The sequence below is a fragment of the Rhodohalobacter sp. 8-1 genome (assembly GCF_038150125.1).
In the GTDB taxonomy this organism is placed as follows: Bacteria; Bacteroidota; Rhodothermia; order Balneolales; family Balneolaceae; genus SW132.
Genome location: NZ_JBBVMF010000006.1, coordinates 20,964 through 46,741 on the forward strand (window position 1 = coordinate 20,964; position 25,778 = coordinate 46,741).

At 42.2% G+C, this 25,778-nt stretch carries 29 protein-coding genes; 24 read left to right on the plus strand and 5 right to left on the minus strand.

The window, feature by feature from the left end:
* Positions 1–65: 65 nt before the first annotated feature.
* From AABW11_RS07495 to AABW11_RS07560, 15 genes are all read left to right on the plus strand, one after another.
* Positions 66–782, plus strand: a complete 717-nt coding sequence (locus tag AABW11_RS07495) for a CPBP family intramembrane glutamic endopeptidase (protein WP_340104191.1) — start codon at positions 66–68, stop codon at positions 780–782.
* 401 nt (positions 783–1,183) lie between these two features.
* The gene (locus AABW11_RS07500) at positions 1,184–1,942 is read left to right on the plus strand and encodes an alpha/beta hydrolase (protein ID WP_340104192.1); all 759 of its coding nucleotides are present in this window, start codon (positions 1,184–1,186) and stop codon (positions 1,940–1,942) included.
* 187 nt (positions 1,943–2,129) lie between these two features.
* On the plus strand, positions 2,130–2,411 hold the full coding sequence (locus tag AABW11_RS07505) for a type II toxin-antitoxin system Phd/YefM family antitoxin (RefSeq protein WP_340104193.1): 282 nt from the start codon (positions 2,130–2,132) through the stop codon (positions 2,409–2,411).
* Positions 2,408–2,701, plus strand: coding sequence for a type II toxin-antitoxin system RelE/ParE family toxin (locus AABW11_RS07510; RefSeq protein WP_340104194.1), 294 nt, complete (start codon positions 2,408–2,410; stop codon positions 2,699–2,701). Before AABW11_RS07505 ends, AABW11_RS07510 begins: the two co-directional genes overlap by 4 nt.
* Before the next feature lie 179 nt (positions 2,702–2,880).
* Entirely contained in the window at positions 2,881–3,279 is a 399-nt protein-coding gene (locus AABW11_RS07515) for a hypothetical protein (protein WP_340104195.1), read from the plus strand.
* 490 nt (positions 3,280–3,769) lie between these two features.
* Complete coding sequence (locus AABW11_RS07520) at positions 3,770–4,003, plus strand: addiction module protein (RefSeq protein WP_340104196.1); 234 nt, start codon at positions 3,770–3,772, stop codon at positions 4,001–4,003.
* Positions 4,000–4,290: a type II toxin-antitoxin system RelE/ParE family toxin gene (locus AABW11_RS07525; RefSeq protein ID WP_340104198.1), complete on the plus strand. Its 291-nt coding sequence runs from the start codon at positions 4,000–4,002 to the stop codon at positions 4,288–4,290. Before AABW11_RS07520 ends, AABW11_RS07525 begins: the two co-directional genes overlap by 4 nt.
* A gap of 191 nt (positions 4,291–4,481) precedes the next feature.
* Positions 4,482–4,697, plus strand: a complete 216-nt coding sequence (locus AABW11_RS07530) for an addiction module protein (RefSeq protein ID WP_340104200.1) — start codon at positions 4,482–4,484, stop codon at positions 4,695–4,697.
* A gap of 6 nt (positions 4,698–4,703) precedes the next feature.
* Positions 4,704–4,994, plus strand: coding sequence for a type II toxin-antitoxin system RelE/ParE family toxin (locus AABW11_RS07535; protein ID WP_340104202.1), 291 nt, complete (start codon positions 4,704–4,706; stop codon positions 4,992–4,994).
* 57 nt (positions 4,995–5,051) lie between these two features.
* Positions 5,052–5,771, plus strand: coding sequence for a hypothetical protein (locus AABW11_RS07540; RefSeq protein ID WP_340104205.1), 720 nt, complete (start codon positions 5,052–5,054; stop codon positions 5,769–5,771).
* Between the two features lie 66 nt (positions 5,772–5,837).
* On the plus strand, positions 5,838–6,080 hold the full coding sequence (locus AABW11_RS07545; RefSeq protein ID WP_340104207.1) for a UPF0175 family protein: 243 nt from the start codon (positions 5,838–5,840) through the stop codon (positions 6,078–6,080).
* Complete coding sequence (locus tag AABW11_RS07550; RefSeq protein WP_340104208.1) at positions 6,058–6,414, plus strand: hypothetical protein; 357 nt, start codon at positions 6,058–6,060, stop codon at positions 6,412–6,414. Before AABW11_RS07545 ends, AABW11_RS07550 begins: the two co-directional genes overlap by 23 nt.
* A 26-nt stretch (positions 6,415–6,440) precedes the next feature.
* Positions 6,441–6,512 carry a hypothetical protein gene (locus AABW11_RS20105; RefSeq protein WP_445263747.1) on the plus strand — a complete coding sequence of 24 codons (72 nt, stop codon included), beginning with the start codon at positions 6,441–6,443 and terminating at the stop codon, positions 6,510–6,512.
* A gap of 303 nt (positions 6,513–6,815) precedes the next feature.
* Entirely contained in the window at positions 6,816–6,947 is a 132-nt protein-coding gene (locus tag AABW11_RS07555) for a hypothetical protein (protein WP_340104209.1), read from the plus strand.
* Between the two features lie 385 nt (positions 6,948–7,332).
* The gene (locus AABW11_RS07560) at positions 7,333–7,464 is read left to right on the plus strand and encodes a hypothetical protein (RefSeq protein WP_340104210.1); all 132 of its coding nucleotides are present in this window, start codon (positions 7,333–7,335) and stop codon (positions 7,462–7,464) included.
* Positions 7,465–7,615: 151 nt separating this feature from the next.
* On the opposite strand, the gene AABW11_RS07565 is transcribed toward AABW11_RS07560, so the two are convergent.
* A complete protein-coding gene (locus AABW11_RS07565) occupies positions 7,616–8,890 on the minus strand; it encodes an ATP-grasp domain-containing protein (protein ID WP_340104211.1) in 1,275 nt (424 codons plus the stop codon).
* A 658-nt stretch (positions 8,891–9,548) separates the two neighbouring features.
* Here AABW11_RS07565 and AABW11_RS07570 point away from each other — a divergent pair.
* From AABW11_RS07570 to AABW11_RS07580, 3 genes are all read left to right on the plus strand, one after another.
* The gene (locus AABW11_RS07570; RefSeq protein ID WP_340104213.1) at positions 9,549–12,260 is read left to right on the plus strand and encodes a cation-translocating P-type ATPase; all 2,712 of its coding nucleotides are present in this window, start codon (positions 9,549–9,551) and stop codon (positions 12,258–12,260) included.
* Positions 12,261–12,498: 238 nt separating this feature from the next.
* Positions 12,499–12,918, plus strand: a complete 420-nt coding sequence (locus AABW11_RS07575; protein WP_340104215.1) for a hypothetical protein — start codon at positions 12,499–12,501, stop codon at positions 12,916–12,918.
* On the plus strand, positions 12,908–13,111 hold the full coding sequence (locus tag AABW11_RS07580) for a helix-turn-helix transcriptional regulator (RefSeq protein ID WP_340104217.1): 204 nt from the start codon (positions 12,908–12,910) through the stop codon (positions 13,109–13,111). The genes AABW11_RS07575 and AABW11_RS07580 overlap by 11 nt, the downstream gene beginning before the upstream one ends.
* Before the next feature lie 104 nt (positions 13,112–13,215).
* Here AABW11_RS07580 and AABW11_RS07585 read toward each other — a convergent pair whose 3' ends face one another.
* The 3 genes from AABW11_RS07585 to katG form a co-directional block, all read right to left on the minus strand.
* On the minus strand, positions 13,216–13,965 hold the full coding sequence (locus AABW11_RS07585) for a carbonic anhydrase family protein (RefSeq protein WP_340104219.1): 750 nt from the start codon (positions 13,963–13,965) through the stop codon (positions 13,216–13,218).
* A gap of 210 nt (positions 13,966–14,175) precedes the next feature.
* Complete coding sequence (locus AABW11_RS07590) at positions 14,176–14,475, minus strand: hypothetical protein (RefSeq protein ID WP_340104221.1); 300 nt, start codon at positions 14,473–14,475, stop codon at positions 14,176–14,178.
* Positions 14,476–14,659: 184 nt separating this feature from the next.
* Positions 14,660–16,903 carry a catalase/peroxidase HPI gene (gene katG / locus AABW11_RS07595; RefSeq protein ID WP_340104222.1) on the minus strand — a complete coding sequence of 748 codons (2,244 nt, stop codon included), beginning with the start codon at positions 16,901–16,903 and terminating at the stop codon, positions 14,660–14,662.
* Between the two features lie 435 nt (positions 16,904–17,338).
* Between katG and AABW11_RS07600 the strand changes: the two genes are divergently transcribed.
* From AABW11_RS07600 to AABW11_RS07625, 6 genes are all read left to right on the plus strand, one after another.
* Positions 17,339–18,637 (plus strand): M20/M25/M40 family metallo-hydrolase, encoded by a 1,299-nt coding sequence (locus AABW11_RS07600; protein WP_340104223.1) that lies wholly within the window; start codon positions 17,339–17,341, stop codon positions 18,635–18,637.
* 343 nt (positions 18,638–18,980) lie between these two features.
* Complete coding sequence (locus AABW11_RS07605) at positions 18,981–19,367, plus strand: TraR/DksA family transcriptional regulator (protein WP_340104224.1); 387 nt, start codon at positions 18,981–18,983, stop codon at positions 19,365–19,367.
* A gap of 21 nt (positions 19,368–19,388) precedes the next feature.
* Positions 19,389–20,744, plus strand: a complete 1,356-nt coding sequence (gene gdhA / locus AABW11_RS07610; RefSeq protein WP_340104225.1) for an NADP-specific glutamate dehydrogenase — start codon at positions 19,389–19,391, stop codon at positions 20,742–20,744.
* Between the two features lie 108 nt (positions 20,745–20,852).
* Complete coding sequence (locus AABW11_RS07615) at positions 20,853–21,512, plus strand: hypothetical protein (RefSeq protein WP_340104227.1); 660 nt, start codon at positions 20,853–20,855, stop codon at positions 21,510–21,512.
* Between the two features lie 98 nt (positions 21,513–21,610).
* Positions 21,611–22,981: an amidohydrolase family protein gene (locus AABW11_RS07620; protein WP_340104229.1), complete on the plus strand. Its 1,371-nt coding sequence runs from the start codon at positions 21,611–21,613 to the stop codon at positions 22,979–22,981.
* A gap of 194 nt (positions 22,982–23,175) precedes the next feature.
* Positions 23,176–24,285 (plus strand): hypothetical protein, encoded by a 1,110-nt coding sequence (locus tag AABW11_RS07625; protein WP_340104231.1) that lies wholly within the window; start codon positions 23,176–23,178, stop codon positions 24,283–24,285.
* 107 nt (positions 24,286–24,392) lie between these two features.
* Here the strand turns inward: AABW11_RS07625 and fabF are convergent, their stop codons facing one another.
* Positions 24,393–25,634, minus strand: a complete 1,242-nt coding sequence (gene fabF, locus AABW11_RS07630) for a beta-ketoacyl-ACP synthase II (protein ID WP_340104233.1) — start codon at positions 25,632–25,634, stop codon at positions 24,393–24,395.
* Between the last annotated feature and the right edge of the window lie 144 nt (positions 25,635–25,778).

A 25,778-nucleotide genomic window follows, 5' to 3' on the forward strand; every position in this document is an offset into this window, starting at 1 on the left:
AACCTCTTTATAGTTGATCCGTACAGGCTTCCAATTAAAAAATAATTAATTGTTAAACGGATTAAATGAGTTCAACTGATAGAATAGTAAGCAAGAAAAAAACACTTGTTATTTTTGTATGTACAATTATTATTGGTTTCATCTTATTCGCTTTGCCAAATATATTTTTTGGAATTACAAATATTAACGGAGGTCTTTCAGGAGTAAATTTATTCCTAATTGCACTCTTCCAATTGATCACTGTTTGCACATTAATTTATCTATCACTGAAATTATTAAAAAAAGATTTTCGATATATCAGTTGGTCATGGAAGAATTGGCGAAGAGATAGCTTATTAGGGTTATTTACTGGGTTAACATGGGCAGTTTTGCAATTCGGATTAATCATTCCGAATACAGGCGGAGCCGAAAGGTCCGATATTATTCAAATGGTCTCAATGTTTGACGGTACAGTTTTAGGAGTATTTTCTTTCATTGCTTTAGGTGTAATTGGCGGAGGTATTACGGAAGAAATTTATAACAGAGGCTATTTTATTAATGTATTAAAAGACATATTTAATGATCCAAAAACAGGAATGTGGACTGCTGGAATATTATCAATAGTATTCTTTTCTATGGGTCATTTACCAGGGGATGCATTAGATTGGTTTGATATATTAGTACCAACCATCGCTTACACAGCATTATTTCTGTACACAAAAAGATTAACAGCATCGATTATAGCTCATGGAATTTATAACCTAACAGCTATAATGATGACCTACTATATTTATTATAACTGAAACCAGTTAAGCTGGGCTATTTAATTTCAATTTTCGAACCTTTAATCTTGTATCAACTTTAAACAAGAACATTATTAAAATCGAATCAAATCAAACACGTATGTGTGTGAAGGACAATAACAAGTGGCCCAAGCGGACGATTTAGCGATATGGAGCTTAAGCAAAATTGATCGCCTCGCCGCTTAGCCACCAAACCGTTAGGTGCAACCTTCACGATTGGATCTCGTCTACTCTTAAAAACAAAAATGAAACTCAGTGATACAATGATTCATAATGTCCATTTTCTACAAAAACGATTTTCAAATCAGTCAAAAAAATTGCTTACAACATTAACAGTATATTTTATTACTGCTCTTGTTATAGCTGTTGGATTGCTATTTTTATAATAAGGCTACGTTTAAATGGCAACAAAAAAACGGAAATATATACGTATTGGATTAGGATTATTCTGGTTGGTAGTTTTTTCCTGGTTATTCTACAATATGCAATCTCAAGGTGTGGAATCATCAGTTTTGGAGAGTAATAACAAAGTACATGTTCAAAATTTATCACACGCATTTGTATTTACACCCGCAGTTGATAAAATGGGCTCAGCTCTAATTTTCTATCCGGGAGCACTTGTTGATCCCAAAGCTTATGCCCCGATGGCGAAAACGATTGCAGAAATCGGATTCAAAACCATTATTGTAAAATTGCCGTATCGATTGGCACTTTTTGAATCAGAGGAAGTAAGTGTATTTCAACAGACATTGGGATACATGAACAGTGATTCACTAGATCGAAATTGGATCCTTGGTGGTCACTCAAGAGGAGGGAAACTTGCTACAATATTTACACATAACCATAGAAAATCCCTTAGTGGATTATTACTTATTGGTACTTCTCATCCCAAAGAGTTGGATCTTTCTGATTTAACTATCGATGTAACTAAAATTTTCGGTTCCAATGATGGGTTGGCCAGCAATGAGGAAATAGACAAGTTTGCTAAAAACCTCCCATCAAATATGCACCGAGTAAGAATAGCCGGTGGGAATCATCAACAATTTGCATATTACGGGTATCAATTGGGTGGTGGTTCAGCTGATATTTCGCGCCAAAAGCAACAAGAAATTATGATTGATGCTATAGTTAGACAACTTGAAAGAGTTCAAGCCAACTAGTTACTATTAGTTACACCTAACAAAGCATTTCGTGCAGTCGGGTAAACATATGTTGCTTATACTTTTAGCTGGTCGCCCCGCCGCACAAATGCCAAACCGTTAACCACCTAATCTTAGAGAGAAATTCCAGACTATTTTGTTCTAAATTACGTACATTTAATAGAACGTAAATTAACACAATTGAATCATGTCGCAAATTCAACTTGACCAAGATATTCGATCACTCTCAGATTTTCGAGCTAATGCAGCCTCTTATATAGAGCGTGTTAAATCAAAACGACGGCCACTTGTTCTTACCCAACATGGTAAAAGCTCTGCAGTATTAATTGATGTAGAAGATTATCAAAAACTACTCGATAAGATTCAATTATTGGAAGAAGTATCCACTGCCCGAAAGGAATTAGAAAATGGCGAAGGTATTAACCAGAAAGATTTTTTTAGTGAACTGAGAGCCAAATACACCTCATGAAAATTATATGGTCGCCAACCGCCAAAACCAAAATTAATGAAATTCTCGAGTACATTGCTGAGGATAATCCAGAAGCGGCTTTATCTCTTATCGATCAGTTCGAAGCAAAAGTTGAAAAATTAAAAGAAAATCCAGAATCAGGAAGAGTTTTGCCAGAATTAAAAGATGACAAAATCCGGGAGTTAGTTGTTCATAAAAACTATGGAGTCATTTATGAAATAAATCCTGATATAATTGAAATCTTGACAATACGCCATTTTCGGCAAAATTTCTCTTCTTCAAAACTTTAGTTATCCTCGGTGATTAACAAGCGGCTCAAGCGGTTGAGTTTGTGTTACGGGGCATTGGAAAATTGGTTGCCTCGCCGCTTAGCCGCAAAACCGTTAATTGTCTAAAACGAAGCCGAAGTCAAGGGTTCATAAAATGACAATTCGCTCCATATTATGTGTCGAAATCTGTACTTTCCGTCATGAGCAAAAAAGAGATAGACATTGAAATTGACCGGTTAACCAACTCTATCGAAAACAGTGTCACGGGTGAGGTTTTTGATACGAAGGTTGTTCGACTTGGTAAAACCGACAAGAAGGAGATCAAGCCTGCAGAATGGCTTTTCGAATGGGAAGAAGAAATAAGTTTATCAGACCGGGAAGTTTACAAATTAGTTACCGTCAACAATCCTAAAATCATTCATGGGATGTTATGCTTGGAAGACAAGAGTGACCATATTTTTATTCACCTTGTTGAAAGTGCAAATTTCAATAAAGGAACCAACAAGATATATTTTGGTGTAGCCGGGAATCTATTTGCTTTTGCGTGTAAAGTCTCTTTTGAGAAAGGAAATGAGGGATATGTTGCCTTTGACTCCTAGTCTGCGTTAATTGAACACTATAAGAAAAAACTGGGTGCAACGCATTTCAAGGGACAACGAATGTACATTGAAACCGTTAATGCATTGAAGCTTGTGAAAAAATATTTTCAGGATTAAAACCATGTCTATAGTTAAAGAACCCAAAGGAGTCGATTTCGTTGTTAAGTCAGAGCCCTGGACCGATAAGGAGTTGAAGGAGTTTAGGAAACTGATGGAAAAACAGAAGTCTGAGCTTGGTGAAAAAAAGCGATCTAAGATCAAAGAGAAATATAAGAAAGTTTCTAAGCAACCAGCGTAGCTTCCTCTCACCTTTTCTGTGCTACACCAAATAACCAGCGGCTCAAACGGACGAGTTTATGTTTCGGATCTTTGGATAGTTGTTCGCCTCGCCGGTTAGCCGCCAAACCGTTGAGGCCCACTCTCAAAAAATCTAATTTCTTCCGGTTTTAATCGTTAATAAGTACATTCAGGTAAACAAAACACTTTTCCTATGATCACCGATTTAAAAGAGATTGAAAATTCAGCCCTGAATCTAAACAAAAAAGATAAAGTCCGTTTGGCTGATAAATTACTGCAAAGCATTCATGGCAAAATAGATCCTGAAATTGAACAGGCCTGGATTGATGAAGTCCAAAAGAGAAAAGGGTCACTTAAATCAGGCGAAGCTTACCTTCATTCTGCATCGGATGTCATTAATGAAGCAAGAAAACGTCTTCAAAAGTGACAATTAAATTTCATTCGGAAGCCAGAAAAGAATTTTTTGAAGCAGCTGATCATTACGAAGAACAGGTAGTTGGCTTAGGTGATGTTTTTATTTATGAGTTAGAAAAAGTATTGGATGTAATCGAGCAGCAGCCTGCATCGGGGACAAAAATCACAAAAACTGAAAGAAGATTTTTAGTGTCGCGCTTTCCCTACGGAATGATCTACTCAGTTGAAGAAGATCAGATTACAATATTTGCTGTAATGAATTTAAAGCGTAAACCGGGGTATTGGAAAACTCGAACTTAAAACCTGTGGGTATAACCAGCGGTTCGTGCGGACGAGTTTGCAGTTCATGTCTTAAGAAAAGTTGATTGCCTCGCCGCTTAAACGCCAAACCGTTAAGTTCCTTTTCAACCTCTTCAGTTTTCTCAACTCAATGAATTGCTTTCCACCACGTTTTTAATAAACTTAGGAAATAAAAATTAATAAACGCCATAATGATGGAAAAGGCACTACTTGACGAACTTTCACAACTTAATAAAAGCGAAAAATTGATTTTGGTCGAAGCTTTGTGGGATTCGATTGCATCAGACCCATCGGAAGTGGAAGTTCCAGAACATCACAAAGTCATTATTGAAGAACGGCTTAAAACACTTGAGCAAGATAAACAAACGGGGTCTAGCTGGGAAAAAGTCCGTCAAAAATATCTCTAAGCCACCGTGCCAATATCATTAATACTTACCGAAAAGGCACAGGAAGATTTAGATGATTCCTACCAATGGTATGAAGATCAAGAGCCAGGATTAGGCAAAGAATTTATTCGATGTATTGATGCCAAAATTAAACGCAATCCATTTCATCATCAAGTTGTACAAAGTGACCGGGTTCGTCGAGCTCTAACTAACAGATTTCCTTTTTCCATCTATTTCGTAGATGAAGAAAAAATCATTGTTATTTTTGCAATTCTTCATCAAAAAAGAAGTCCTGATTTCTGGAAGTCGAGATTATAGCCCTGGAAACTTAACAAGCGTTAAACGCCACACCGTTATACCCAATTAAAGTCGATCATGAAATTACAAATATTCCTATTTGCTACTCTATTCATAATTAGTACAAGTTGTTCAGTAACCAATTCCGATACTAACTCAAGCGAAATTCATGGAAAGGTAATTGATCAAAATGGAAACCCGATCAATAATATATCTATTGGCGTAGTCTATACTTTTTCTGAATCTGAAGTTGATCCCAACCTTAAACAGTATCCAAATCCTTTTACCGGTGCAACAACCATTGAATTTGATCTGGAAACAGGTGTAGATTATAAACTTACAGCTGAAAATTTAGAAACAGGACAAAAAATTACAATTACCGATGATGCCTTTTCAGCTGGACAGCATCAAGCAACTTTTTTTCCAAGTGAAAACACAGATGTAGGCTTAATTAAAATCTCAGATAATTTGGGCAATGAAGTAATAGCTTTCAATGCCCCTGGCTTCCCCATACGGCTTTCAAATACTGTTAATACATTAGAAGTTGCCGGGAAAATCTTAGGAGATGTTTATACAACTACAAGTGAAGATGGGACTTTTAGTTTTGACATTGATCGGATACTTAAAAGTCAGGAGAGTTTTCTTATCACAGATCCGACCGGGACGAGTTATGGATCGTTTATGTTAGATACTAATCTTTATTTAGTCGCTTATATAGATGATGAAATTTATGACGTTGAATTTATTGATTACGAGGAGCTTACGAATAGTTTTGAATTTATTTTAAATACGAATTAGGTATAACAAATAAAGGCAGGAACTCGGCAAGCTTCGTTCCATGCCTTTATTTGTTACATTTGACATATGAAGACGTTAACGATAAACATACCGAATACAGCAGATATTGATGACAGGGAGGCAAGAATGTCATTGGCGTCTAAATTGTATGAAAGAGGGAAGCTCACACTGGGACAAGCGGCTGAACTGGCCGGCTATTCGAAAAAAACCTTCATGGAGCTGCTTGCTGAGTACAACGTTTCTCTGATCAACTATCCTGCAGACGAACTTGACGAAGATATAGAAAATGCCCAGCGTCATAGTATCTGACACAAGTTGCCTTATTCTATTCTACAAAATCGGAGAGATTGATCTTCTGAATAAACTTTATGGCAAACTTCATATCACAGATACAGTTTTAAAAGAGTTCAATCGACCGGTTCCAAATTGGATTGAAATTGTACAACTGAAAACAGATGTAGATAAAGGATTGCCTGGTTATCTTGACGCTGGTAAAGCAACAAGAATTGCATTTGCCTTAGAGCATGAAGGATCGCTGTTAATCAATGATGAAATCAAAGGGAGAAAAGCAGCGAAAGAAATGGGTATTCCGGTAACCGGCTCGCTTGGTGTGTTAATAGCAGCAAAAATAAGGGCCATCTGAAAGCTGTAAAACCTATTATTGAGAAAATCCAGAAAACGAATTTTCGGATTTCGGAGAATTTGATTGAACGAGTACTTGATAAGGTGGGCGAGACTTAATAAAAGGTCGTTCGCATCCATAACCAGCGCTTTAACTCGGACTTGGCCACTCTTAACAGGTAAGAAATATTTTCATAGTTGTAGCATATCCGGTTTTTTATCACTTTAATAGCTGTCAAAGGCAAAACCGGTTAAATACCAGACCGTTGTAGAGCCACGTAAAATTAAAGTGCCTATTTCTTCAAAATTCTTTCAGTCCTGAATTTTCATTGCATTTCATTTAATGGGCAATTGAAAACAGGCTCATTTATAGAAAATGAAATTATTTCGAAGCTTAAGAAGCTTCAAACAAGAGGTGTTGTCATGAATACAGCAGACATAAATACAAAACTTATCGACGGCTACATGTCTTTGATGAAGAAGTTGAGTGCGCAAAACAAGCTTGATCTGATGTCAAAGCCCACCAATACTGTAAAAACAGATTTAAAACAATAGAAGACTGATTGTTATAATGCTTTTGGTGGTTGGGGTAAAAATTATGGTGCAGAAGATCTGATTGAGATCATAAGGGGATCCAGGACATTCAACAGAACCATTGAAGAGTTTTGAATCAATACCTGCTGGACACAAATATCTGCATTTATTACATCAAGGGCTTGCACGATCTTAAATCAAAGTTTGAGGAGGTCGGCCTGAAAAATTGTTTTATATCCGAAATTACGTAGGCCGTATTAAAATTTGGAGTCGCTAAAAGTCAGGCTAAGGAGAAAAATCAAAAAGCCTTCGAAAACTTTTTAACTGGAATTCAGATACTGTCCATTTTTCCGGCACTTGATATCTATGCTGAAGAAAAGGCACGAGTGCAAAAATCAGGAAAATCATGGAGAATTTTGACCTTCTGATTGAATCTACGCTTGTTTCATTCGACATAGTGTTGATCACAAATAACACGAATCATTTCAATCGGATCAAGGATATAAAACTGGAAGATTGGACCATTGAGGCTCTGTGATTTATGAGTGATTAATTATAACCGTTATTCCTAAAAACGCATTGCGATGGGTATTTGGTTATGACAGCGATCGGTACGGTTATTTAAGGCGAATCGTTATTAGATTTACGCCGTTGATCATGTAAAGTCTCGGTGCCTGTTAAGCGAAATGTCATTTAAGGATGGTTTGTTCTAAAGGGGTTGTTTTTGGCGATTTCTCAGGTTGTAGAAGGAGCTTTTCCCTTATTTCCTTTGCTTTGTGATAGATCTCGTTGAACGAATCGCCATATAAATTGAATCTGGCCAGCCAATATCCGCTGGTTCCGGATTGAACGATCTCAGTGCCCTCAGGTGCTAAAACTTCAATATCAGTACCTTCTATTTCATTGATTAAGACTAAGAATTCCTCTGATTTACCTTCCCCATAGGTAATAACGTGAAATTGTCCGCCCACCTTATTGGCAACTGACTTATTTGAAGATTCCTTAAGACACTTTTCATCTTCTCCGCAACATAAATACGCCATAGCTTTATATAGTGAGACATCATACGTTCCATCATAAAGATCTTTCCAAACTGAAGCAGAGCGGCCATTAACTTCTGTTGCAGTGAACCAGTCGCCCCTACGCCATATTTCTACATTCCAGAACCCACGGTCGATCTTATGATTTTTAACGATTTCCAGGGAATACTCTTTGAGTTTATCCAGTACATCTTGTGGCAGCAAAGAAGGAGTTGTATAAACATCGATAGATTTTCTGTCTCCCGGATAATAAATTTCATCAGACTCTGCCCAAAAATAGGGATTGCCATTGCTATCGAACCATCCTTCAATACAGTGTTGCTCAGAATCCTCCACCAATTGTTCAACCACCATGATATTTTTGGTGGCCAAAGGATATTTATCAAGATCAACATACCTTTCAAAAAAACTGTTATATACCTGTAACAGAGGCGGAAGCTCCGCTCTTAATTTTTCCACTATATCGTCCATTTCTTTTTGGGAATCAACTCTGTACTGATAAAGTGTCATCGTTAATGTTGGGGGTTTAATATAGCAAGGATAGACGGGATCCAGCTCTCCCCATTTTCCTGTATCTAAATCAATATAATCCGACCAAATAGATGACGTTTCTTTACGGCGGGAGTAATATTTATGGTTGGTTAAAAACATGGATTCAAGAGTGGGACCCAAAATATCGTGACGATCACATAAGACCCCGGCTACGAGATTAGCGAGATCGTGGGTATAGATAATTCCATCAATATGGTTTTCCTCTATATACCGGGAGCACTGTTCGGTATATTTTACTAAATCAAATTCAGCCCCGGGATAGGGATAATTAAAATCCTTGTCCTCCATCCAATGGATTTTATAATCATTACCAAGAGACTTTAGCCCCTCTCTGTCACGAAGTGTAGGTAATATGACTTGAATATTTTTCATATTCTGAACCTCTCTTTCTTATTTATTTTTTTATCTATAAATGTGATGTGCTTTATCATAGCCACAATAATTATAGTGGCTTTTGAACATCGTCATAGATATTTCCATTGGTTTATTCTACAGCCAGATCCTAAGGGCTCTGTCTATAGAGATGAAAATTGAGCAATTGCTTTTACACTATCAATCAACGAGTACCCAACAGGTTTATAGGCAATACACATCTATTACTGTAGTAGTTTTGCCTACAGTATCAAACATTTTACGCTGCCCAAGCCGGTACAAGGCAATATCGCTCGAAAGAAAGTGGATGAATTATATCATCAAAAAAATCGTGCAATGAGTCTAATTGTTTCAGAATGTTGCACTTAGAATTTTGCCGACTTAACGTGTCCCGGCGTAAGGTTTTACCGACTTGCAAAAATTTTCGTTGAAATTTATTCGGATTATAAAAGAAACCGGTCTGAGAGAAATCCTGATTAAACCACTTTTATAAGAGCATCCATCAGCCGGCCCCGAGGGGATGCCTTGGCGCAAAACTCTAAGGGGTGAGGCGGGAGACAGATGGGTATTTAAAAGCTCTCTTTTATACAATTATCAAATAGATTACATACTTTTGGTAATGTCAGAGAATTTAACATGAAACGTCAAATTGCTATTCATGGGTGAAAGGAGTCAAGACAAAAAAAAATTATATGCTGAACCTTCAGGTGATGTACTTCAGCATTTTGAAACATCTGCAGAATCCGGGCTGAGCGACAAGCAAGCGAAGCAAAGAATAGAGACTTACGGAGAGAACCGATTAAGGGAAACAAAACAAAAGAATCCCTGGCGAATCCTTCTCGAGCAATTTCTGAGTGTAGTTATAGCAGTGTTACTTACGGCGGCTCTTGTTGCTTTTCTGTTTCAACACTGGACTGAGGGGATTGCGATTAGTGCTGTAATCATTGTAAATACCCTCATCGGTTTTTTTTCGGAATGGAAGGCTGTCCGTTCGATGGAGGCTTTGCATGAAATTAATGTCGATAAAATAAGAGTCAGGCGTGATGGCGATGAACAGGAGATTGAGTCCACATCACTTGTTCCCGGCGATATTGTTATCATCGAAAGCGGAGATCTTGTACCCGCCGATGTGCGCCTCATCGAAGCCAATAGTTTGAGGGTTAATGAGTCTGCACTGACGGGTGAATCAGTTCCCGTTCTAAAATCATCGGATAAAACAGAGAAAGATATAGCTCTGTCTGACCGAACCTCCATGTTGTTTAAGGGAACAGTGGTTACAGATGGCTCCGGTAAAGGCGTGGTAACTGCAACCGGAATGGATACCGAGCTGGGTAACATATCCAGTCTTGCCGCAGAGGCAGAAAAAGAGGCTACTCCTCTTCAAAAAAAGCTTGATAATTTGGGTCGCCGACTTGCCTGGATAACCATCATTATTGCTGTATTGATTGCCGTCACCGGGTTACTCGTGGGGCAGGATACGCTGGAAATGATTGAAACAGCTATTGCTCTGGGAGTGGCAGCAATTCCTGAAGGCTTGCCCATTGTGGCTACCATTGCACTGGCACGAGGCATGTATGTGATGTCAAAAAAGAATGTTCTTATAAATAAGCTGCAGGCTGTTGAAACACTGGGAGCCACGGGTGTCATTTTTACGGATAAAACCGGTACTCTGACCGAGAATAAAATGACACTGCGAGCGGTGACAACTGCAGATGGCGAAGATATCCATCTTGAAGAAAATGAAGGCGATTCATCCGGCAGACTTTCTGAATCTAAAAAAGAATCATCTGCGCCTAAGCAGCTGTTGAAAGCATCAATTCTTTGCAATAACGCATCGGTTACAGATGAAGATGATGACCAGGTTGCAGAAGATGAGCAGGGCGATCCTACTGAAACGGCTCTCCTTCGGGCAGGTCTTAAGTATAAATTAAACCGGCAGGATCTGTTGGCGGAATACCCGGAAGTGCGTGAGGTGTCGTTCGATTCCTCCACTATGATGATGGCAACCATTCATGAATCTGGAGATCAGTACTACGTGGCAGTTAAGGGTGCACCGGAAAAGGTTTTGCAAGCCTGCACCCGCCAGGTTAAAGAAGATGACGACTCTGAAAAAGAGTTGACCGATGACGATATTGAACACTGGCTGAATCGATCTGATGAGCTTGCCCGGGAAGGCCTTCGATTGCTGGCTGTGGCTGACAAATACGCTTCCGACAGTGAGGAGGAACCATACGAAGGTCTGCGATTTCTTGGACTTGCGAGTTTGTTGGATCCGGCGCGCGAAGACGTAAAAGGCGCTATAGAACAGTGCCATTCAGCCGGAATTCGGGTGATTATGGTGACCGGTGATCAGGGGCCAACAGCGTCAGCAATAGCGTATGAAACTGGTATATCAGAAGAGGAGAATCCTGAGTATATCCACAGTGAAGATTTTAAAGATCCTGATGACCTGAGTGACGAGGAAAGAAAAAAGATTCTTGAGACCGATATTTTTGCCCGAGTGAGTCCTGAGCAAAAGCTGCAGCTGGTAACTATGATGCAGAAAAACGGGTACACGGTTGCCATGATAGGTGATGGAATTAATGATACACCGGCATTAAAGAAAGCTGATATTGGAGTTGCCATGGGACAGCGCGGTACCGACGCCGCTCGCCAGATTGCTGATATGGTTCTGCTTGATGATGCATTTACGTCTATCGTTTCTGCTGTAAAATATGGGCGGGTCATATTCGGAAATATTCGGAAGGCGGTCATGTTTATGTTGTGCACAAACGTAGCCGAAGTCCTTGCGGTGACCATTGCCACTATTATTGGTGGATTTTATTTTTTTCCGCTTCCCCTGCTTCCTCTGCAAATACTCTATCTAAACGTCGTTACTGATGTGTTTCCGGCCCTGGCGCTGGGATTTGGTAGTGGAGAGAAACATATTATGGAAAAGAAACCGCGTCCTAAAGAAGAAGCCGTCCTGACAAACGCCCACTGGAAAGCAATCGGGGGCTGGTCGTTACTTATATCAGCTTCTGTGTTGGCGTCACTCGCTTTTGCGGTCTATCAATTTGGGTTCGAGACGGAGCGGGCAGTCACTATTTCTTTTCTGACACTAGGTTTCAGCAAACTCTGGTTTACGTATAACTTGAGAAGCTCCGAATCAACTTTCCTATCAAACGATATCATAAGGAATCCATATGTGGCTGGTTCTATCGTTCTCTGCATATTTCTGTTACTTGCCACGGTGTATTTACCCGGACTGTCCGATGTACTTAGAACACAGGAGCCCGGCATGAACGGCTGGTACTTATTGCTGGGGATGAGTTTAATACCTTTTATATGGGGTCAATTGTTGAGAACATTCGCTGCAAAGAATGGATGATTAAAAGTCTTAGCTGCGTGTGTTTTTATCTTGAGAAAATAACCCGCCCTGCAGTTGTTCTGCCTCAGTCTAACTATCAATTCTGTAACCATTCAGGTTTCCACCAGCAAGGCCTTCAAAGATGTAATGTAAAGCAGGCTATACTTGTGTGCGTATATTTCAGTGCTTTAGAAAAGTTTACTTAACATAAAGACAAGTGACATGACATGACAGAAGATCAACAAACAGTTTCCAGTGATTGGCCCGGGCAGACCAAAATTCGGCCACCCGGTTGGCCGAGTGGACTTTTTTATGGGTTCTGACAGTTGCAGTGCCCGCTTTTGGACCTGAGATAATCTGGGGAAAGAATGACTTGATTAATTTGATGGCGATCTTAATCAGCGTAGGCGTTGGTATCGGAATGATCATCGCAAACATCCGGCATATAAAGAGACAGGATGAAATGATGCAGAAAGTTCAGCTTGAAGCGATGGGAATTTCATTAGGCGTGGCCGTTGTAGGCGGTATTGCATACTCAATGCTTGATGCAACCACCATGATCCCGATGGATGCTGAGATCAGTTTCCTGGTGATGCTCATAGGGATTTCATACCTGGTGGCACTGTTCACTAACCTGAGGAGATACAAGCGAAAACAGATAGAAAGTTTTGCGGGCTGAACGAGACTGGACCCATGCAGATCTTGCAAAAGCACTTGACGTATCCCGCCAGACCGTGAATGCGATAGAGACGGGAAAATATGATCCAAGCCTACCGCTCGCGTTTAAAATATCTGACCTGTTTGGGATGTCTATTGAAGAGATATTCGAAAATGATAAAGATGGCCGATTAGATACATCGGATTATAGCTAAATAGAAGATAATCCAAAAAAACGCTGACAGATTATATTAAAAAATGTACCCCTGACAGAGCCTCCTTTCTTGAGGTATCAGGGGCACATAATCTGTTCACTTAATTAATCAAGAAACGTTACTTCTCCGGTATCCAGGTCATAAAATGCACCTGCGATGACCACATCGCCATTTTGCTCCAGATTCGCAATGATCGGGCTTCTTTCTCTCATCTGTGCTATGGTGTAACGCACATTATTATTTACGACTGATGTCACGTAATCACTGTTTGAGGATGTTTTATCACCATCATACTCCTCTTCGGTAATTTCTACCGCCGGCTTTATCTTGGAAAGCATCGCCGTAATGTTACCAAGTTCCACATCATCGATAGCTGATTTTATAGCACCGCAATGCTCGTGCCCCATCACTACTACAACTTTTGAACCGGCTACTGCCGTGCCAAATTCCGTACTCCCGAGGATATCCTCATTCACGAAATTCCCGGCAACCCGCGCCACAAAAATATCTCCCACACCTTTATCGAAGATTGCCTCAACCGGAACACGGCTGTCTATGCAGGCAATAATTACGGCTTCAGGATACTGGCCCGAGGCTGTCTTATTAACCTGGGCCTGGTAATCCCTTGGAGTAAGGTCGTTATTCACAAAACGCTGATTGCCTTCTCTGAGGCCCTGCAAAATTTCATCAGGTGTTAGCTCAGCCTGGGCTTCAGACGTTAAAACAGTACCCACCATTTCGGACCCGGAACTGTTTGAAGCGACTTGGTTATTATTTGTCCCGTTTGTACATGCAGTGAGTACCAAAATAGCAAATAGGCTTAAAGTTGTTACAAAAGGAAATCTTAAATCCATGATATTTATAAATTAGATTGATTTAGAATGTGGTAAATCTCCGGCGCTACACTATCATTTAAATAATAGCTGCAGGACGCAATCTATTTTTTAATAACAGGTTGTAATAAGCAACTGAGCAAATGAGATAGAATCTTCTCTTACTCAGACTGTTGTACCTTTATCAAGGTTGTAGAGCCGGGGTAATAATTAGGTTTGATAAGGAATAGGTCAGGAATGGTCGGGCGGGGGAGTGGGGACAGACCGGTTAATTTTGGCGTACTCTTTTTTCAGGTAATTAGAGTCCGATATTCCATTTAATGTAAATAAAGAAGGTAGAAGAGTTGAATGAATATCGTCTTCAGAGCTGAGTTCTTCGAGAACTTCAGCGAATGAATTTCCCGCACTTGATGTCTGCTCTACAGGAAGCCAAGTGTCCAGATCAACTGAATGCTGCACTGTTGTACCGAAGAAAAATATCGGCACCGCTAAAATGATCAGGCTGCTGTATGTTCTGAAGTAAATAATCAAAGGAGCTAAGGATATATTGTTTGAATTAGCAGATAACTGAAAGCTATATAAAAAAATTCAGCCTTATCTGTTTTTTCTCAATATTCTTAAATAAAAAAAAGGCAGCCCGAAAACAGGCCGCCTTTTAAAATACGGGTGACAAGCTGCCATTGACCACTAACGATCAAAAAGGCAGCGGCATGAACTATTTGAGATCGAATCGATCAAGATTCATCACTTTGCCCCATGCCTTTACGAAATCTTTCAGGAACTTCTCTTCGCTGTCTGCACTTCCATACACTTCAGCGATAGCCCGTAATTCGGAGTTGGAACCGAAAATCAGGTCAGAACGAGTAGCTGTCCATTTTACTTCTTTGGAATCCCGGTCGAGCCCTTCAAATATTCGGCGGTCTTCTGAGACAGCCTTCCATTCGTTGCTCAGATCGAGAAGGTTCAGGAAGAAATCGTTGGTGAGTGTTCCCGGCCTGTCGGTGAATACACCGTGCTCAGACCCGTCCCAGTTGGTGTCAAGCACACGCATTCCGCCGAGCAGCACCGTCATTTCTGGAGCCGTAAGGGTCATCAGTTGTGACCGGTCTACCAGCATCTCTTCTTCCATAGCATCGCTTATGGTGTTGAAGTAGTTACGGAATCCATCCGCATGCGGTTTAAGCCACCCAAACGATTCTTCGTCGGTTTGTTCGTCAGAAGCATCTGTACGGCCCGGTGTAAACGGAACGGTAATCTCATGGCCGGCCTTTTCAGCTGCTTTTTCAATAGCAGCACATCCACCCAAAACGATCATGTCGGCGATCGAAACTTTTTTATCATCAGATTGTGCATCGTTGAAATCCACCTGAATTTTTTCAAGAGTATTCAACACTTTCGAAAGCTGGTCAGGCCTGTTCACTTCCCAGTCTTTCTGCGGGGCGAGCCGGATGCGTGCGCCGTTGGCACCGCCGCGTTTGTCGGTCCCGCGGAATGTTGAAGCTGAAGCCCAGGCAGCAGAAACCAATTCTGAAACTGTTAATCCTGAATCAAGAATTGTGGTTTTCAGGCCGGTTATATCTTCATCATTAATCAATGCATGATCAACCTCAGGAACCGGATCTTGCCAAAGTAGTTCTTCTTCAGGCACTTCAGGTCCCAGAAGCAGATTTTTAGGTCCCATATCCCTGTGGGTCAACTTGTACCATGCGCGAGCAAAAGCATCTGCGAATTCGTCCGGGTTCTCAAGAAAACGGCGCGATACTTTTTCGTAGGCCGGATCTTCTTTGAGGGCCAGGTCTGTGGTGAGCATGAAAGGAGTTGTTTTTTTCTCCGGGTCGTGGGCGTCAGGTATGGTGTTCTGAGCCTCCTCATTCGTCGCTCTCCATTGCCACTTGCCACCGGGTCCTTTTTCGAGTTCCCAGTCGTAATTAAACAGGTTCTCAAGGTAAAGCATGCTCCATTCAGTCGGCTTCTGTGTCCATGTACCTTCCAGGCCACTGGTTATTGTATCCGCTCCTTTTCCGGAGCGGTAGCTGTTTTGCCAGCCGAAGCCCTGCATTTCAATCGGAGCTTTTTCGGGATCATCTGCAAGATGTTCCTCGGGAGCAGCGCCGTGAACTTTTCCGAAGGTGTGCCCACCGGCAATTAGAGCAACGGTTTCCTCGTCGTTCATTGCCATTCGTTTAAACGATTGTCGAATATATTTTGCTGATTTTTTCGGATCTGGCACTCCGTTCGGGCCTTCGGGATTCACGTAGATCAGTCCCATGTGATCGGCTGCAAGCCGTCCCTGGAGATTCCCATCGTCACTATGGCGTTCATCTCCCAGCCATTCGTGTTCCGGACCCCAGTTGATATCCACTTCCGGCTGCCATACATCTTTGCGGCCGGCGCCAAAACCAAAGGTTTCAAAACCCATCGATTCGAGCGCTACATTGCCTGCTAAAATCATGAGGTCTGCCCAGGAAATTTTCTTTCCATATTTCTGCTTGATCGGCCAGAGCAACCGGCGCGCTTTGTCAAGACTCACATTATCAGGCCAGCTGTTAAGAGGCGCATAGCGCTGATTACCGGTAGAACCACCGCCACGGCCGTCAGCCACGCGGTAGGTACCTGCACTGTGCCACGCCATCCGGATAAAGAGCGGTCCGTAATGGCCCCAATCTGCCGGCCACCAGTCTTGAGAATCGGTCATCAGGTTGGTAAGATCTTTTTTTACAGAATCCAGATCCAAAGAATTGAATTCTTCCGCATAGTCAAAATCCTCATCCATCGGATTAGACAGTTCGGAGTGCTGCCGTAGAATGTCTAAAGATAGTTTGTTGGGCCACCAGTCGCGGTTTTGGGTACCGCCCCCGGCACTTTTCATTGTGTCGCCATTATGAAACGGGCATCCGCTTGATTCATTTGCTTCGTACGTCGTTGCTTTTTTCGACGGTTTTCCATTCGTATCAGACATATAAATTGATTTAGCTTATAGATTTGTTCTAAAATATAAACTAATAAATCCTTGACTCATTATTGATAGATTGTTGCTATTGGACTGTTCAGAGATTACAAACACAGCCGAGTAATAATCCACGTTTATTGGTCTGATTAATTTTTTCGAAATCCCACATCATGCCTATATCCATCAAAGAATCGCATTAACACAGATCGCGACCAGATTTCTTGTAGCGCAACTGCTCATGAAGGTCGCAAATTACGGGAGCTGGCAGATACGGTCTATTTTGAATTGAACCGCATAAATGCTGGTCATGGTGTTCTGCAATTGTAAAAAGTTCGTAGATCGTGCTGACTAACTACCGCTGGCTATGCCTTCATCGTGCAAAAAAGTATATTCTTCTGATTCAAAGGTTTTCTTATTCAATGATCCGTCAAATAAACCAGCGTTATGACCAATCGAGTTCTATCAAGTTTGATTATTGTATTTGCCGCTCTGTTGATAACCAGTTGTTCCGGAAATCCATACGACATAAATGAAGCGCAAGCATCCCGGCTTATTGAAACACTCAGTTCTGATGAGATGCGCGGTCGCCGGGCATTTACTCCAGATATTGATCGTGCAGCTGAATTTATCTCAGATGAGTTTAAAGAGGCCGGGTTAAGTTACTTTACCGGGCTTAACAGCTACAAGCAGGACTTTTCGATTCGCGAGTATACTGTGACTGAACGAACCGTTTCCGTCAGCGGCAACATCATACCGGAAAGCAGGCATTTTGGTCTTGTGAACGGAACAGATATCAGCTGGGAGCCAGGCTCAGTTTCCACCGAAACTATCGGTGTGTCTGATGAATTCACGGCCAGGTTTAATGAGCTTAGGAGTGTAAATATAAATCTATTGGTTTTCGTTGATGAAGCCCACAGAGACATTTTTAACCGATATCAATCTTATTTCAGTAACAGGAACTCACGAGTGATGGAGGGCGATACAGGATCCACAGTATATTTTGCTCTTGGGAACCCGTCAGATGAATTTGAAGTGACCATTTCTGCAGACGAGAGAGATATGGGACTGTCGAATGTAATCGGAAGAATTGACGGAAACCGGAAGGATGAAATCGTTCTTTTTTCAGCTCACTATGACCATCTCGGAATACAGAATGCTGTTGAGGGCGACTCCGTTGCAAATGGCGCCAATGACAACGCCTCGGGGGTAACGGCAGTTATTGAACTGGCAAGATATTTTGAAAGCCTGGGCCGCCCCGAGCGGACACTTCTTTTTGTAGGATTTACGGCTGAAGAGATGGGCGGCTACGGATCGCAATATTTCTCACGGCAGCTCAACCCCGACAATATAGTTGCAATGTTCAATATCGAGATGATCGGTAAACCTGCTGTTTCCGGGGCCAACACAGCGTGGATCACCGGCTACGAGCGATCCAGTTTCGGCCAGCTTCTCTCAAAAAGCGCCGAAGGTACTGTGTACGAATTCTATCCTGATCCCTACCCGGATCAAAATTTGTTTTACCGGTCTGATAACGCCACACTTGCACGGCTCGGCGTGCCGGCGCACACCATTAGCACAACGCCGATTGATGTGGACCCGGACTACCACCGAGTTACTGATGAGTTTGATACCATCAACATTTCTCATTTGACAAACACCATCAAGGCGATAGCAAAAGCCGCCGAAGGCATTATTTCCGGCGAAGATACGCCAACACGGGTTGATGCGAGCCAGGTAGATTGATGGAGCCGGCCGGGGAAATGGGGGAAAGTCACGGTGTTTCATTATCATCATCACCATCAGAGAAAACAACCGGGATCGGTACTCAGTGCGGAACAGCCTAAGGAGTGGCGGGTTTTGTGAGATTTAAATTTAATTTTATTCCGTATTTAATAGTCCAAACACCATATAATTAGCGCTTGGGGCTTTTCAATTACCTGCTGTAGGCCGTATTTCAAGTCATAAATCTTTAGAAGGTAGACAGTTATAGCTGAGCGGGTTACCTCTGTTTTGATATTTGACCTGAACTCTAACCGGTTTAAATAAGTTATTCAAATGAACAATATTTAACATCAAACCTACAATTATGTCCGAGCAAAAAGAGAAATACCGAACGCCCTTGTCTGATGAAGAGCTCGAGCACTTCAGAACCAAACTCGAAAAAGAGAAAGCGGAAACTGAACAAGAAATAGAACGTTTAAAATCATCGGCAGAATCAATTGATAAAAATGCAGATGACAGGCAATCGGGTCAGGATCACCATCCAGGTGATGTGGCGTCCGATACGCAAATGAAAAAGACAAGCTTTACTCTCCTGGAAAAACAGAGGGATAAACTTCAAAAAATCGAAGCAGCGCTCGAACGCATCGACATGGAGACATATGGTGTCTGCCTGATAACCGGCAAGCCCATCCAGAAAGAGCGTCTTGAAGCGATGCCATATGCCATGCACTCTGTAGACGCCAAACCCTAATTTCAATTTTAAAACTGCCTGATGACTACTTCCATTGATCCCGGTGACGAGATTAAACAAGCCATCACATCCATAAAAAACCTGAACGAAGGACAGAATGAATTCCTGCAGGCTGTAAGAGAAGTATTTGGCTCTCTTGAAGCTGTTGTGGAGGAAACACCAACCTATATTACTCAAAAAATTCTGGAGCGAATCAGTGAGCCCGAACGCCAGATTGTGTTTCGCGTACCATGGCAAGACGATAATGGAAACATTCATGTCAATCGCGGCTACAGGGTAGAGTTTAATAGCGCTCTTGGACCGTATAAAGGTGGTTTAAGATTTCACCCGACAGTAAATATCAGCATCATTAAGTTTCTCGGGTTCGAGCAGATCTTTAAAAATGCACTGACCGGAAAACCGATAGGCGGCGGAAAAGGAGGAGCCAACTTCAATCCAAAAGGTCGCTCTAATGATGAAATCATGCGGTTCTGCCAAAGTTTCATGACAGAACTCTACCGGCATCTTGGAGAAACGCGCGATATTCCGGCCGGCGATATTGGTGTGGGTACCCGTGAAATCGGGTACTTGTTTGGCCAGTACAAAAGAATTGCCAATAAATACGAGTCAGGTATGATTACGGGTAAAGATCCGGAATGGGGCGGAACACTCGTTCGTAACGAAGCCACGGGCTACGGACTGGCATACTTTGTTCGCGAAATGCTGGGCGAATCTGATTCAGATATTGAAGGAAAAACTTTTTTAGTGTCCGGTTCAGGGAACGTCGCGACATACACTATCGAAAAAATTCAACAGCTTGGGGGCGAAGTTGTTGCCTGTTCAGACTCAGATGGTTTTGTTCATGATCCCAGCGGGATAGATCTTGACCTTGTGAAGCAAATTAAGCAAGTGGAGAGGGGGCGAATTTACGAATATGCCGATCGTAAACAGGGGGTAAACTATTACGATGATAAATCAATTTGGAGCCTCGAATGCGATGTAGCTCTGCCGTGTGCGACGCAGAATGAGCTTTTGAAAGAAGATGCAAAAATGCTTATAGAAAATGGATGTATGGTTGTCGCAGAAGGCGCAAATATGCCTGCAACCACTGAGGCAATCGAGCTATTCCAGGAGTCAGGAGTGCTTTTTGGACCTGGTAAGGCAGCGAACGCGGGCGGCGTAGCCGTATCTGCGCTCGAGATGCATCAAAACGCAAGTTTACATTCGCTTACGTTTGAAGAGACGGATAAACAGCTACAGAATATTATGAAGGAAATTCATTCAACCTGTCGTGATACGGCCGAAGAGTACGGTACTCCGGGTAACTATTTGAATGGAGCCAATATAGCCGGGTTTAAAAAAGTAGCAAACTCAATGCTTGCGCTGGGTTTGATATGAGTATTACACATCAACGTAAAAAAGCCCTTTTTTACCAGCCATACGCAATTTAAACTTGGATGCAATCGTTTTACTTGATACAATAGCAAGTGAACAAACACTCCTCCTATGAAGTATTCAAAAAAAATATTGTATCCACTTCTCATCCTCTTCTTTGCCGCAGGATGTTCCCTGTTTCGCACCCAGCCGGCCGGAACACTTTTCACGTTTACTTATGAAGGGAAGACATACGAAATTGCGGGTTATTCGAATGAATCCGGAGAATCTTTAAATTATCTTACATTTCGAGATAATGGAGACGTGGTGTTTCGTGCAGTAGACCGAAACCAATCGGGGTTAATTGACCAAGTTATTCATGGCTCAATATCAGTGCTTGAAGCTAATGAAATCTATCGGGCCGGCATTCAATTAGCACTAGAGAATGATCAGTTCAAAAGAATCGATAGAAATCGAATATTTGAACAGGAATATGGTGATTACCAGCTTATGGTTGAATCATATCTTAAGAAAGAGGATCAGTTTCACAACAGGTTTGTCTTGTTTAATTTAAACTGGGATCTGGTGGGAATCTACTGGGATGAGGATAGTGATGGCACCATTGACAGAAAAGATGCGGGGGATCTTGATATGGAGCTTGTTCAGGAGCTATATTCAATCGCAATTAGTAGCGCCGATAAACAAAAAAGGCTGGAAAAAACGGATAACGATCAGTTAATTATAAACGCCAACACGAAGCGTCAGAGAGAATTGGCGGGTTCTTATGATTAATAGTTTATTTATTTGAAATGCTGTTTTGTTGATAATCGATTATTTTTATAAGATGGGAGATATCTTCAATGCAATTCTTTTAATAAAATTTAAGTAACATGGCTTTTCGGTTTCTTCTCTTCATTATCGCCACGGTCTCTTGTTTCAGCGTGCAATTATCCCCATCAGTGGCGCAGTCACTTGTAATCCGTGATGCCAGTATTCTGACGATGGTAAATGATGACATTCAGGATAACCAAACTGTTATTATTGAGGAGGGTATAATTCAGTGGCTGGGAAACGCTGATGATGCAGAAATACCTGAAAACGCCATCGTTGTTGAAGAAAGCTATTATGTGATCCCGGGACTATCTGAAATGCACGCACATATTCCGCAGCCGGGACAAGGTGAACAGGTAATGAAGGATGCGCTGATGCTTTATCTGTCTCAGGGTATTACCACAATCCGAGGTATGCTGGGGCATCCGGCACATCTGGAGCTACGGGAAAAGGCAGCTGCAGGAGGAATTGTCAGCCCGCGAATTTTTACATCAGGCCCATCATTTAGTGGCGGGTCAGTAGATAGTCCCGAACAGGCCCGCCGGATGGTAAGACAGCAGGCCGAAACCGGATACGATCTTTTGAAATTTCATCCCGGCCTTACGGTTGATCAATTTAATGCAATCACAGAAGAAGCCAATCGATTGGGCATTAAGTTTTCAGGTCATATATCTCATGATGTGGGACTTGAAAGAAGCCTTAATGCCGGCCAGGGCACCATAGATCATTTGGATAGATACATGGAGTTTTTAGCCGGTAACCCAGAGGAACGCGACGATCCCTCCATTATATTTTTCGGGTATGATTTGGCATATGATGTGAATGAAGACAGGATCGCTGAAGCCGCACGAATGACTGAGGAAGCCGGTGTATGGAATGTTCCCACACACACTTTGCTGGATAATGTGTTTAATCCTGATTTGTCTGTTGAGATGATGAGAGAATGGCCGGGTATGGAGTACGTCTCAGGGGCTACACGGGACAACTGGTCAGAGTTCATACGGAATTTGAGAACCGGCAATGATTTTGATGCCGATAAAGCCCGTCGATTTCTTGAGGTGCGAGATCAACTGTTGATTGCACTTCATGAAGCCGGTGCCGGGCTCATGCTTGGGGCCGATGCACCGCAAATCTTTAATCCAGCCGGATTTTCAGCTCACCGTGAACTACTGCTTTACGTTGATGCGGGATTGACACCGTTTGAAGCCCTGAAGACGGGCACAGTTAACGTAGCCAGCTATTTGGGCGAGTCCGGAAGCTCAGGAGTCATAGCGCCGGGCAGCAGGGCTGATCTTGTTTTACTGAGCAGTAACCCCCTGGAATCTATTCCATTTCACGACCAGATTGAAGGCGTTATTTCTGACGGAAAATATTATGACCGTGAAGAGCTTGACCAGATGTTACTTGACATCAAGAGCCGAATTAATTAAGCATTTACAGTACTTCAAAATTCTCATCAAGATTGTATGTACACACTTATTCATACCGTTATATTTTTCAAACATTGTTCGGTATCGTTGCACGGTTTATTATATTTGTAACGGCTTTACGGGATCACCAAAGGAGTGATAAACATCGTGGGGCAGACTGCGTCTGATTGATTTTAACAGAGACGATTATCTCCATGAAAAAACTAATGATAGGCATTGTAGCTATTCTATTGGCAGCTACGGCCTGGTATTTATTACGTGATAACACTGTACCAGCACCGGTTACAGATTCGGAAAACCTAAACGCGCTCTTTCTCGGAGCTCCCATAAACAGCGTTAATCTGACCGGGAACACGCCCGATACACTAGTCATACCCCCAGAACGGATTCTAACACCCAAGATTGAATCAGATGAAATGCTCAAGTCATTTTCATCAACACAGGCGATTAGTTTTGGGGAATACCTGGTCGTAATGGAATTTCTGACTGATAACGTTGCTGCATATACCAAAAGCGGCCGTTACGTTCAAAAGATAACTGATGGCGAGCTGGTTCAGGCCGCTTCAATTACCAGTAACAGCGATAGCCTGTATGTATATGACTACGGAACAAAACAGATACATGTTTATGACTCAGCTCTTACCTATCAACGTTCATTTCCATTTCATGCTCCCTACTATGCGCAGGGGAGTTTAAAAATTAACAGCGATCACATCGCCTATCAGAACGAAGACGCGTCGGGATTCAGGATGGCTGATTCCGAAGTTGACCGTCTCCTATCTATTGCTCCGCTAGAACAGCCTGGTTCTGCAATTGCCAATTTAATACCCCGGATAGTTCCAACTGGTAAACATCCCGGAGGGTTTAACAACCTGCTGTTTTCAATGAATAGCAGAAGCGATATTGTTTCATCTTATCCAGCCCTGCCCTACTTATTTGTATATCGAAACTTCGAACACTATAGAAATATTTTGCTGATATCACCTTCATTTGAAGAGATTGAAAATCCGGGTCTGACACCGTTCCAGCCCGTGATGGGCGAGGCGGTTAGAATAAGCGACCTGATGGACGATCTGTACCTTATGGACAACGGAGATATACTTCTTTTCAGTTTTGGTCAGCTACACCATATTCAATTACGGCGAAATGGCGACTACGAATATAACAACAGCCATATTCTGTTACGTGGCGATACCGGCAGTGTTATTCAGTCAGTCAGCAGTATAGATGGATCAAGGAAAGACCCGCGAACGGTTTACATTGTGAGCTCCGGTACATTGTTTGAAGTTGAGCTTCCGGAGTAAACGGGTCAAATAAGATTATGTATCATTAGCTGGGGAGTTAACCCGATCGGGTACTCTTGGTTTTCGAATACCAATTCAGCCGCTCTACCTGCCTTTCTGCTTTGCAGCTACACCTTTTTAAATACCACAATACCATTATGGCCACCAAAGCCAAATGTATTGCTCATCACGACATTTACGTCGCTTTCGATTGAATCACCGAATATAATATTCATACCATCCGGAAGCTCCGGATCTATGTTTTCAGTGTTAATTGTACCGGGAATCACACCGTCGGTTAATGATTTGATGGATGCAATTGCTTCTGCTGCTCCGGCAGCGCCCATGAGGTGTCCGGTTACAGACTTGGTCGCTGAGATCTTTAAGTTTTTGTTAGACTCGCCAAATACATTCTTGATTGCCTTTAGTTCACTGATGTCTCCAACGGGAGTGGAGGTAGCATGCATATTCATGTAGTCCACATCTTCGGGATTCAGTTCACCATCTTTCAGGGCGCGCCTCATCCCTTCTGCCGCACCAAGTCCCTCCGGATGTGTTGCTGTAATATGATAGGCATCGGCCGTCATTGCAGCTCCTGATACCTCAGCATAAATAGTTGCCCCTCTCGCTTTGGCGTGCTCGTATTCTTCAAGGATCAGCGTACCGGCGCCTTCTGCCATTACAAAGCCATCGCGGTCAATATCGAACGGTCGGGAGGCTGTTGCAGGGTCATCATTTCTGGTGCTCATCGCTTTCATCGCAGAAAAACCTCCGAATGATGCTTCAGTGATTGGTGCTTCCGAACCACCGGTGATAATCACTTTAGCTTTGCCCCAGCGAATGTAGTTAAAGGCATCCATGATAGCCGTATTTGAAGTGGCACAAGCTGAAACGGTAGCGTAATTAATACCCATCAGGTTATACTTCATAGAGATCATGCCCGACGCCATATTCATAATCAGCTTGGGAACGAAAAAAGGACTAAATCTCGGATTATAGTCGTTCTCGGCATATTCGCGAACCTGCTCTTCAAATGTAAGCATGCCCCCCTGCCCGGTTCCCCAGATCACGCCGGTGTCGAACGGGTCCATATTGTCAAAATCGAGACCTGAATCTTTTACTGCCTCTTCAGTTGCCACAAGTGCGTACTGCGTGAAGGGATCTGTTCGCTTAATTTCGTTTCTGTCGAGATGATCTTTTGGGTTAAAGTTTTTCAGTTCAGCAGCGAAATGGGTTCGAAACTGGGATGGATCAAATTTCATAATTCGTGCAGCACCGCTTTTCCCGGCGGTCAAAGCGTCCCAAAAATCGGTTACTGTATTGCCGACCGGCGTGAGTGCACCAAGTCCTGTTACAACTACTCGTTTCATACTGATAAATTCGTTTTGTTAGTACTGAAAAGATTTATTTCAATCCGGCTTCTTGCCAAAGTTATTAGCGCATCCGGTGTTTCTGCGTTGATTGGTACTATTTTTTTAAACGGATACCTGTCCGGGGGATTATATAAATTGAAT

Bases quoted from the DNA above. Each gene is read 5' to 3' on its own strand.
- AABW11_RS07495 (WP_340104191.1), top strand. From the start codon at position 66: ATGAGTTCAACTGATAGAATAGTAAGCAAGAAAAAAACACTTGTTATT.
- AABW11_RS07500 (WP_340104192.1), top strand. From the start codon at position 1,184: ATGGCAACAAAAAAACGGAAATATATACGTATTGGATTAGGATTATTC.
- AABW11_RS07505 (WP_340104193.1), top strand. From the start codon at position 2,130: ATGTCGCAAATTCAACTTGACCAAGATATTCGATCACTCTCAGATTTT.
- AABW11_RS07510 (WP_340104194.1), top strand. From the start codon at position 2,408: ATGAAAATTATATGGTCGCCAACCGCCAAAACCAAAATTAATGAAATT.
- AABW11_RS07515 (WP_340104195.1), top strand. From the start codon at position 2,881: ATGAGCAAAAAAGAGATAGACATTGAAATTGACCGGTTAACCAACTCT.
- AABW11_RS07520 (WP_340104196.1), top strand. From the start codon at position 3,770: ATGATCACCGATTTAAAAGAGATTGAAAATTCAGCCCTGAATCTAAAC.
- AABW11_RS07530 (WP_340104200.1), top strand. From the start codon at position 4,482: ATGATGGAAAAGGCACTACTTGACGAACTTTCACAACTTAATAAAAGC.
- AABW11_RS07540 (WP_340104205.1), top strand. From the start codon at position 5,052: ATGAAATTACAAATATTCCTATTTGCTACTCTATTCATAATTAGTACA.
- AABW11_RS07545 (WP_340104207.1), top strand. From the start codon at position 5,838: ATGAAGACGTTAACGATAAACATACCGAATACAGCAGATATTGATGAC.
- AABW11_RS07550 (WP_340104208.1), top strand. From the start codon at position 6,058: ATGCCCAGCGTCATAGTATCTGACACAAGTTGCCTTATTCTATTCTAC.
- AABW11_RS07555 (WP_340104209.1), top strand. From the start codon at position 6,816: ATGAATACAGCAGACATAAATACAAAACTTATCGACGGCTACATGTCT.
- AABW11_RS07560 (WP_340104210.1), top strand. From the start codon at position 7,333: ATGGAGAATTTTGACCTTCTGATTGAATCTACGCTTGTTTCATTCGAC.
- AABW11_RS07565 (WP_340104211.1), bottom strand. From the start codon at position 8,890: ATGAAAAATATTCAAGTCATATTACCTACACTTCGTGACAGAGAGGGG.
- AABW11_RS07570 (WP_340104213.1), top strand. From the start codon at position 9,549: ATGGGTGAAAGGAGTCAAGACAAAAAAAAATTATATGCTGAACCTTCA.
- AABW11_RS07585 (WP_340104219.1), bottom strand. From the start codon at position 13,965: ATGGATTTAAGATTTCCTTTTGTAACAACTTTAAGCCTATTTGCTATT.
- katG (WP_340104222.1), bottom strand. From the start codon at position 16,903: ATGTCTGATACGAATGGAAAACCGTCGAAAAAAGCAACGACGTACGAA.
- AABW11_RS07600 (WP_340104223.1), top strand. From the start codon at position 17,339: ATGACCAATCGAGTTCTATCAAGTTTGATTATTGTATTTGCCGCTCTG.
- AABW11_RS07605 (WP_340104224.1), top strand. From the start codon at position 18,981: ATGTCCGAGCAAAAAGAGAAATACCGAACGCCCTTGTCTGATGAAGAG.
- gdhA (WP_340104225.1), top strand. From the start codon at position 19,389: ATGACTACTTCCATTGATCCCGGTGACGAGATTAAACAAGCCATCACA.
- AABW11_RS07615 (WP_340104227.1), top strand. From the start codon at position 20,853: ATGAAGTATTCAAAAAAAATATTGTATCCACTTCTCATCCTCTTCTTT.
- AABW11_RS07620 (WP_340104229.1), top strand. From the start codon at position 21,611: ATGGCTTTTCGGTTTCTTCTCTTCATTATCGCCACGGTCTCTTGTTTC.
- AABW11_RS07625 (WP_340104231.1), top strand. From the start codon at position 23,176: ATGAAAAAACTAATGATAGGCATTGTAGCTATTCTATTGGCAGCTACG.
- fabF (WP_340104233.1), bottom strand. From the start codon at position 25,634: ATGAAACGAGTAGTTGTAACAGGACTTGGTGCACTCACGCCGGTCGGC.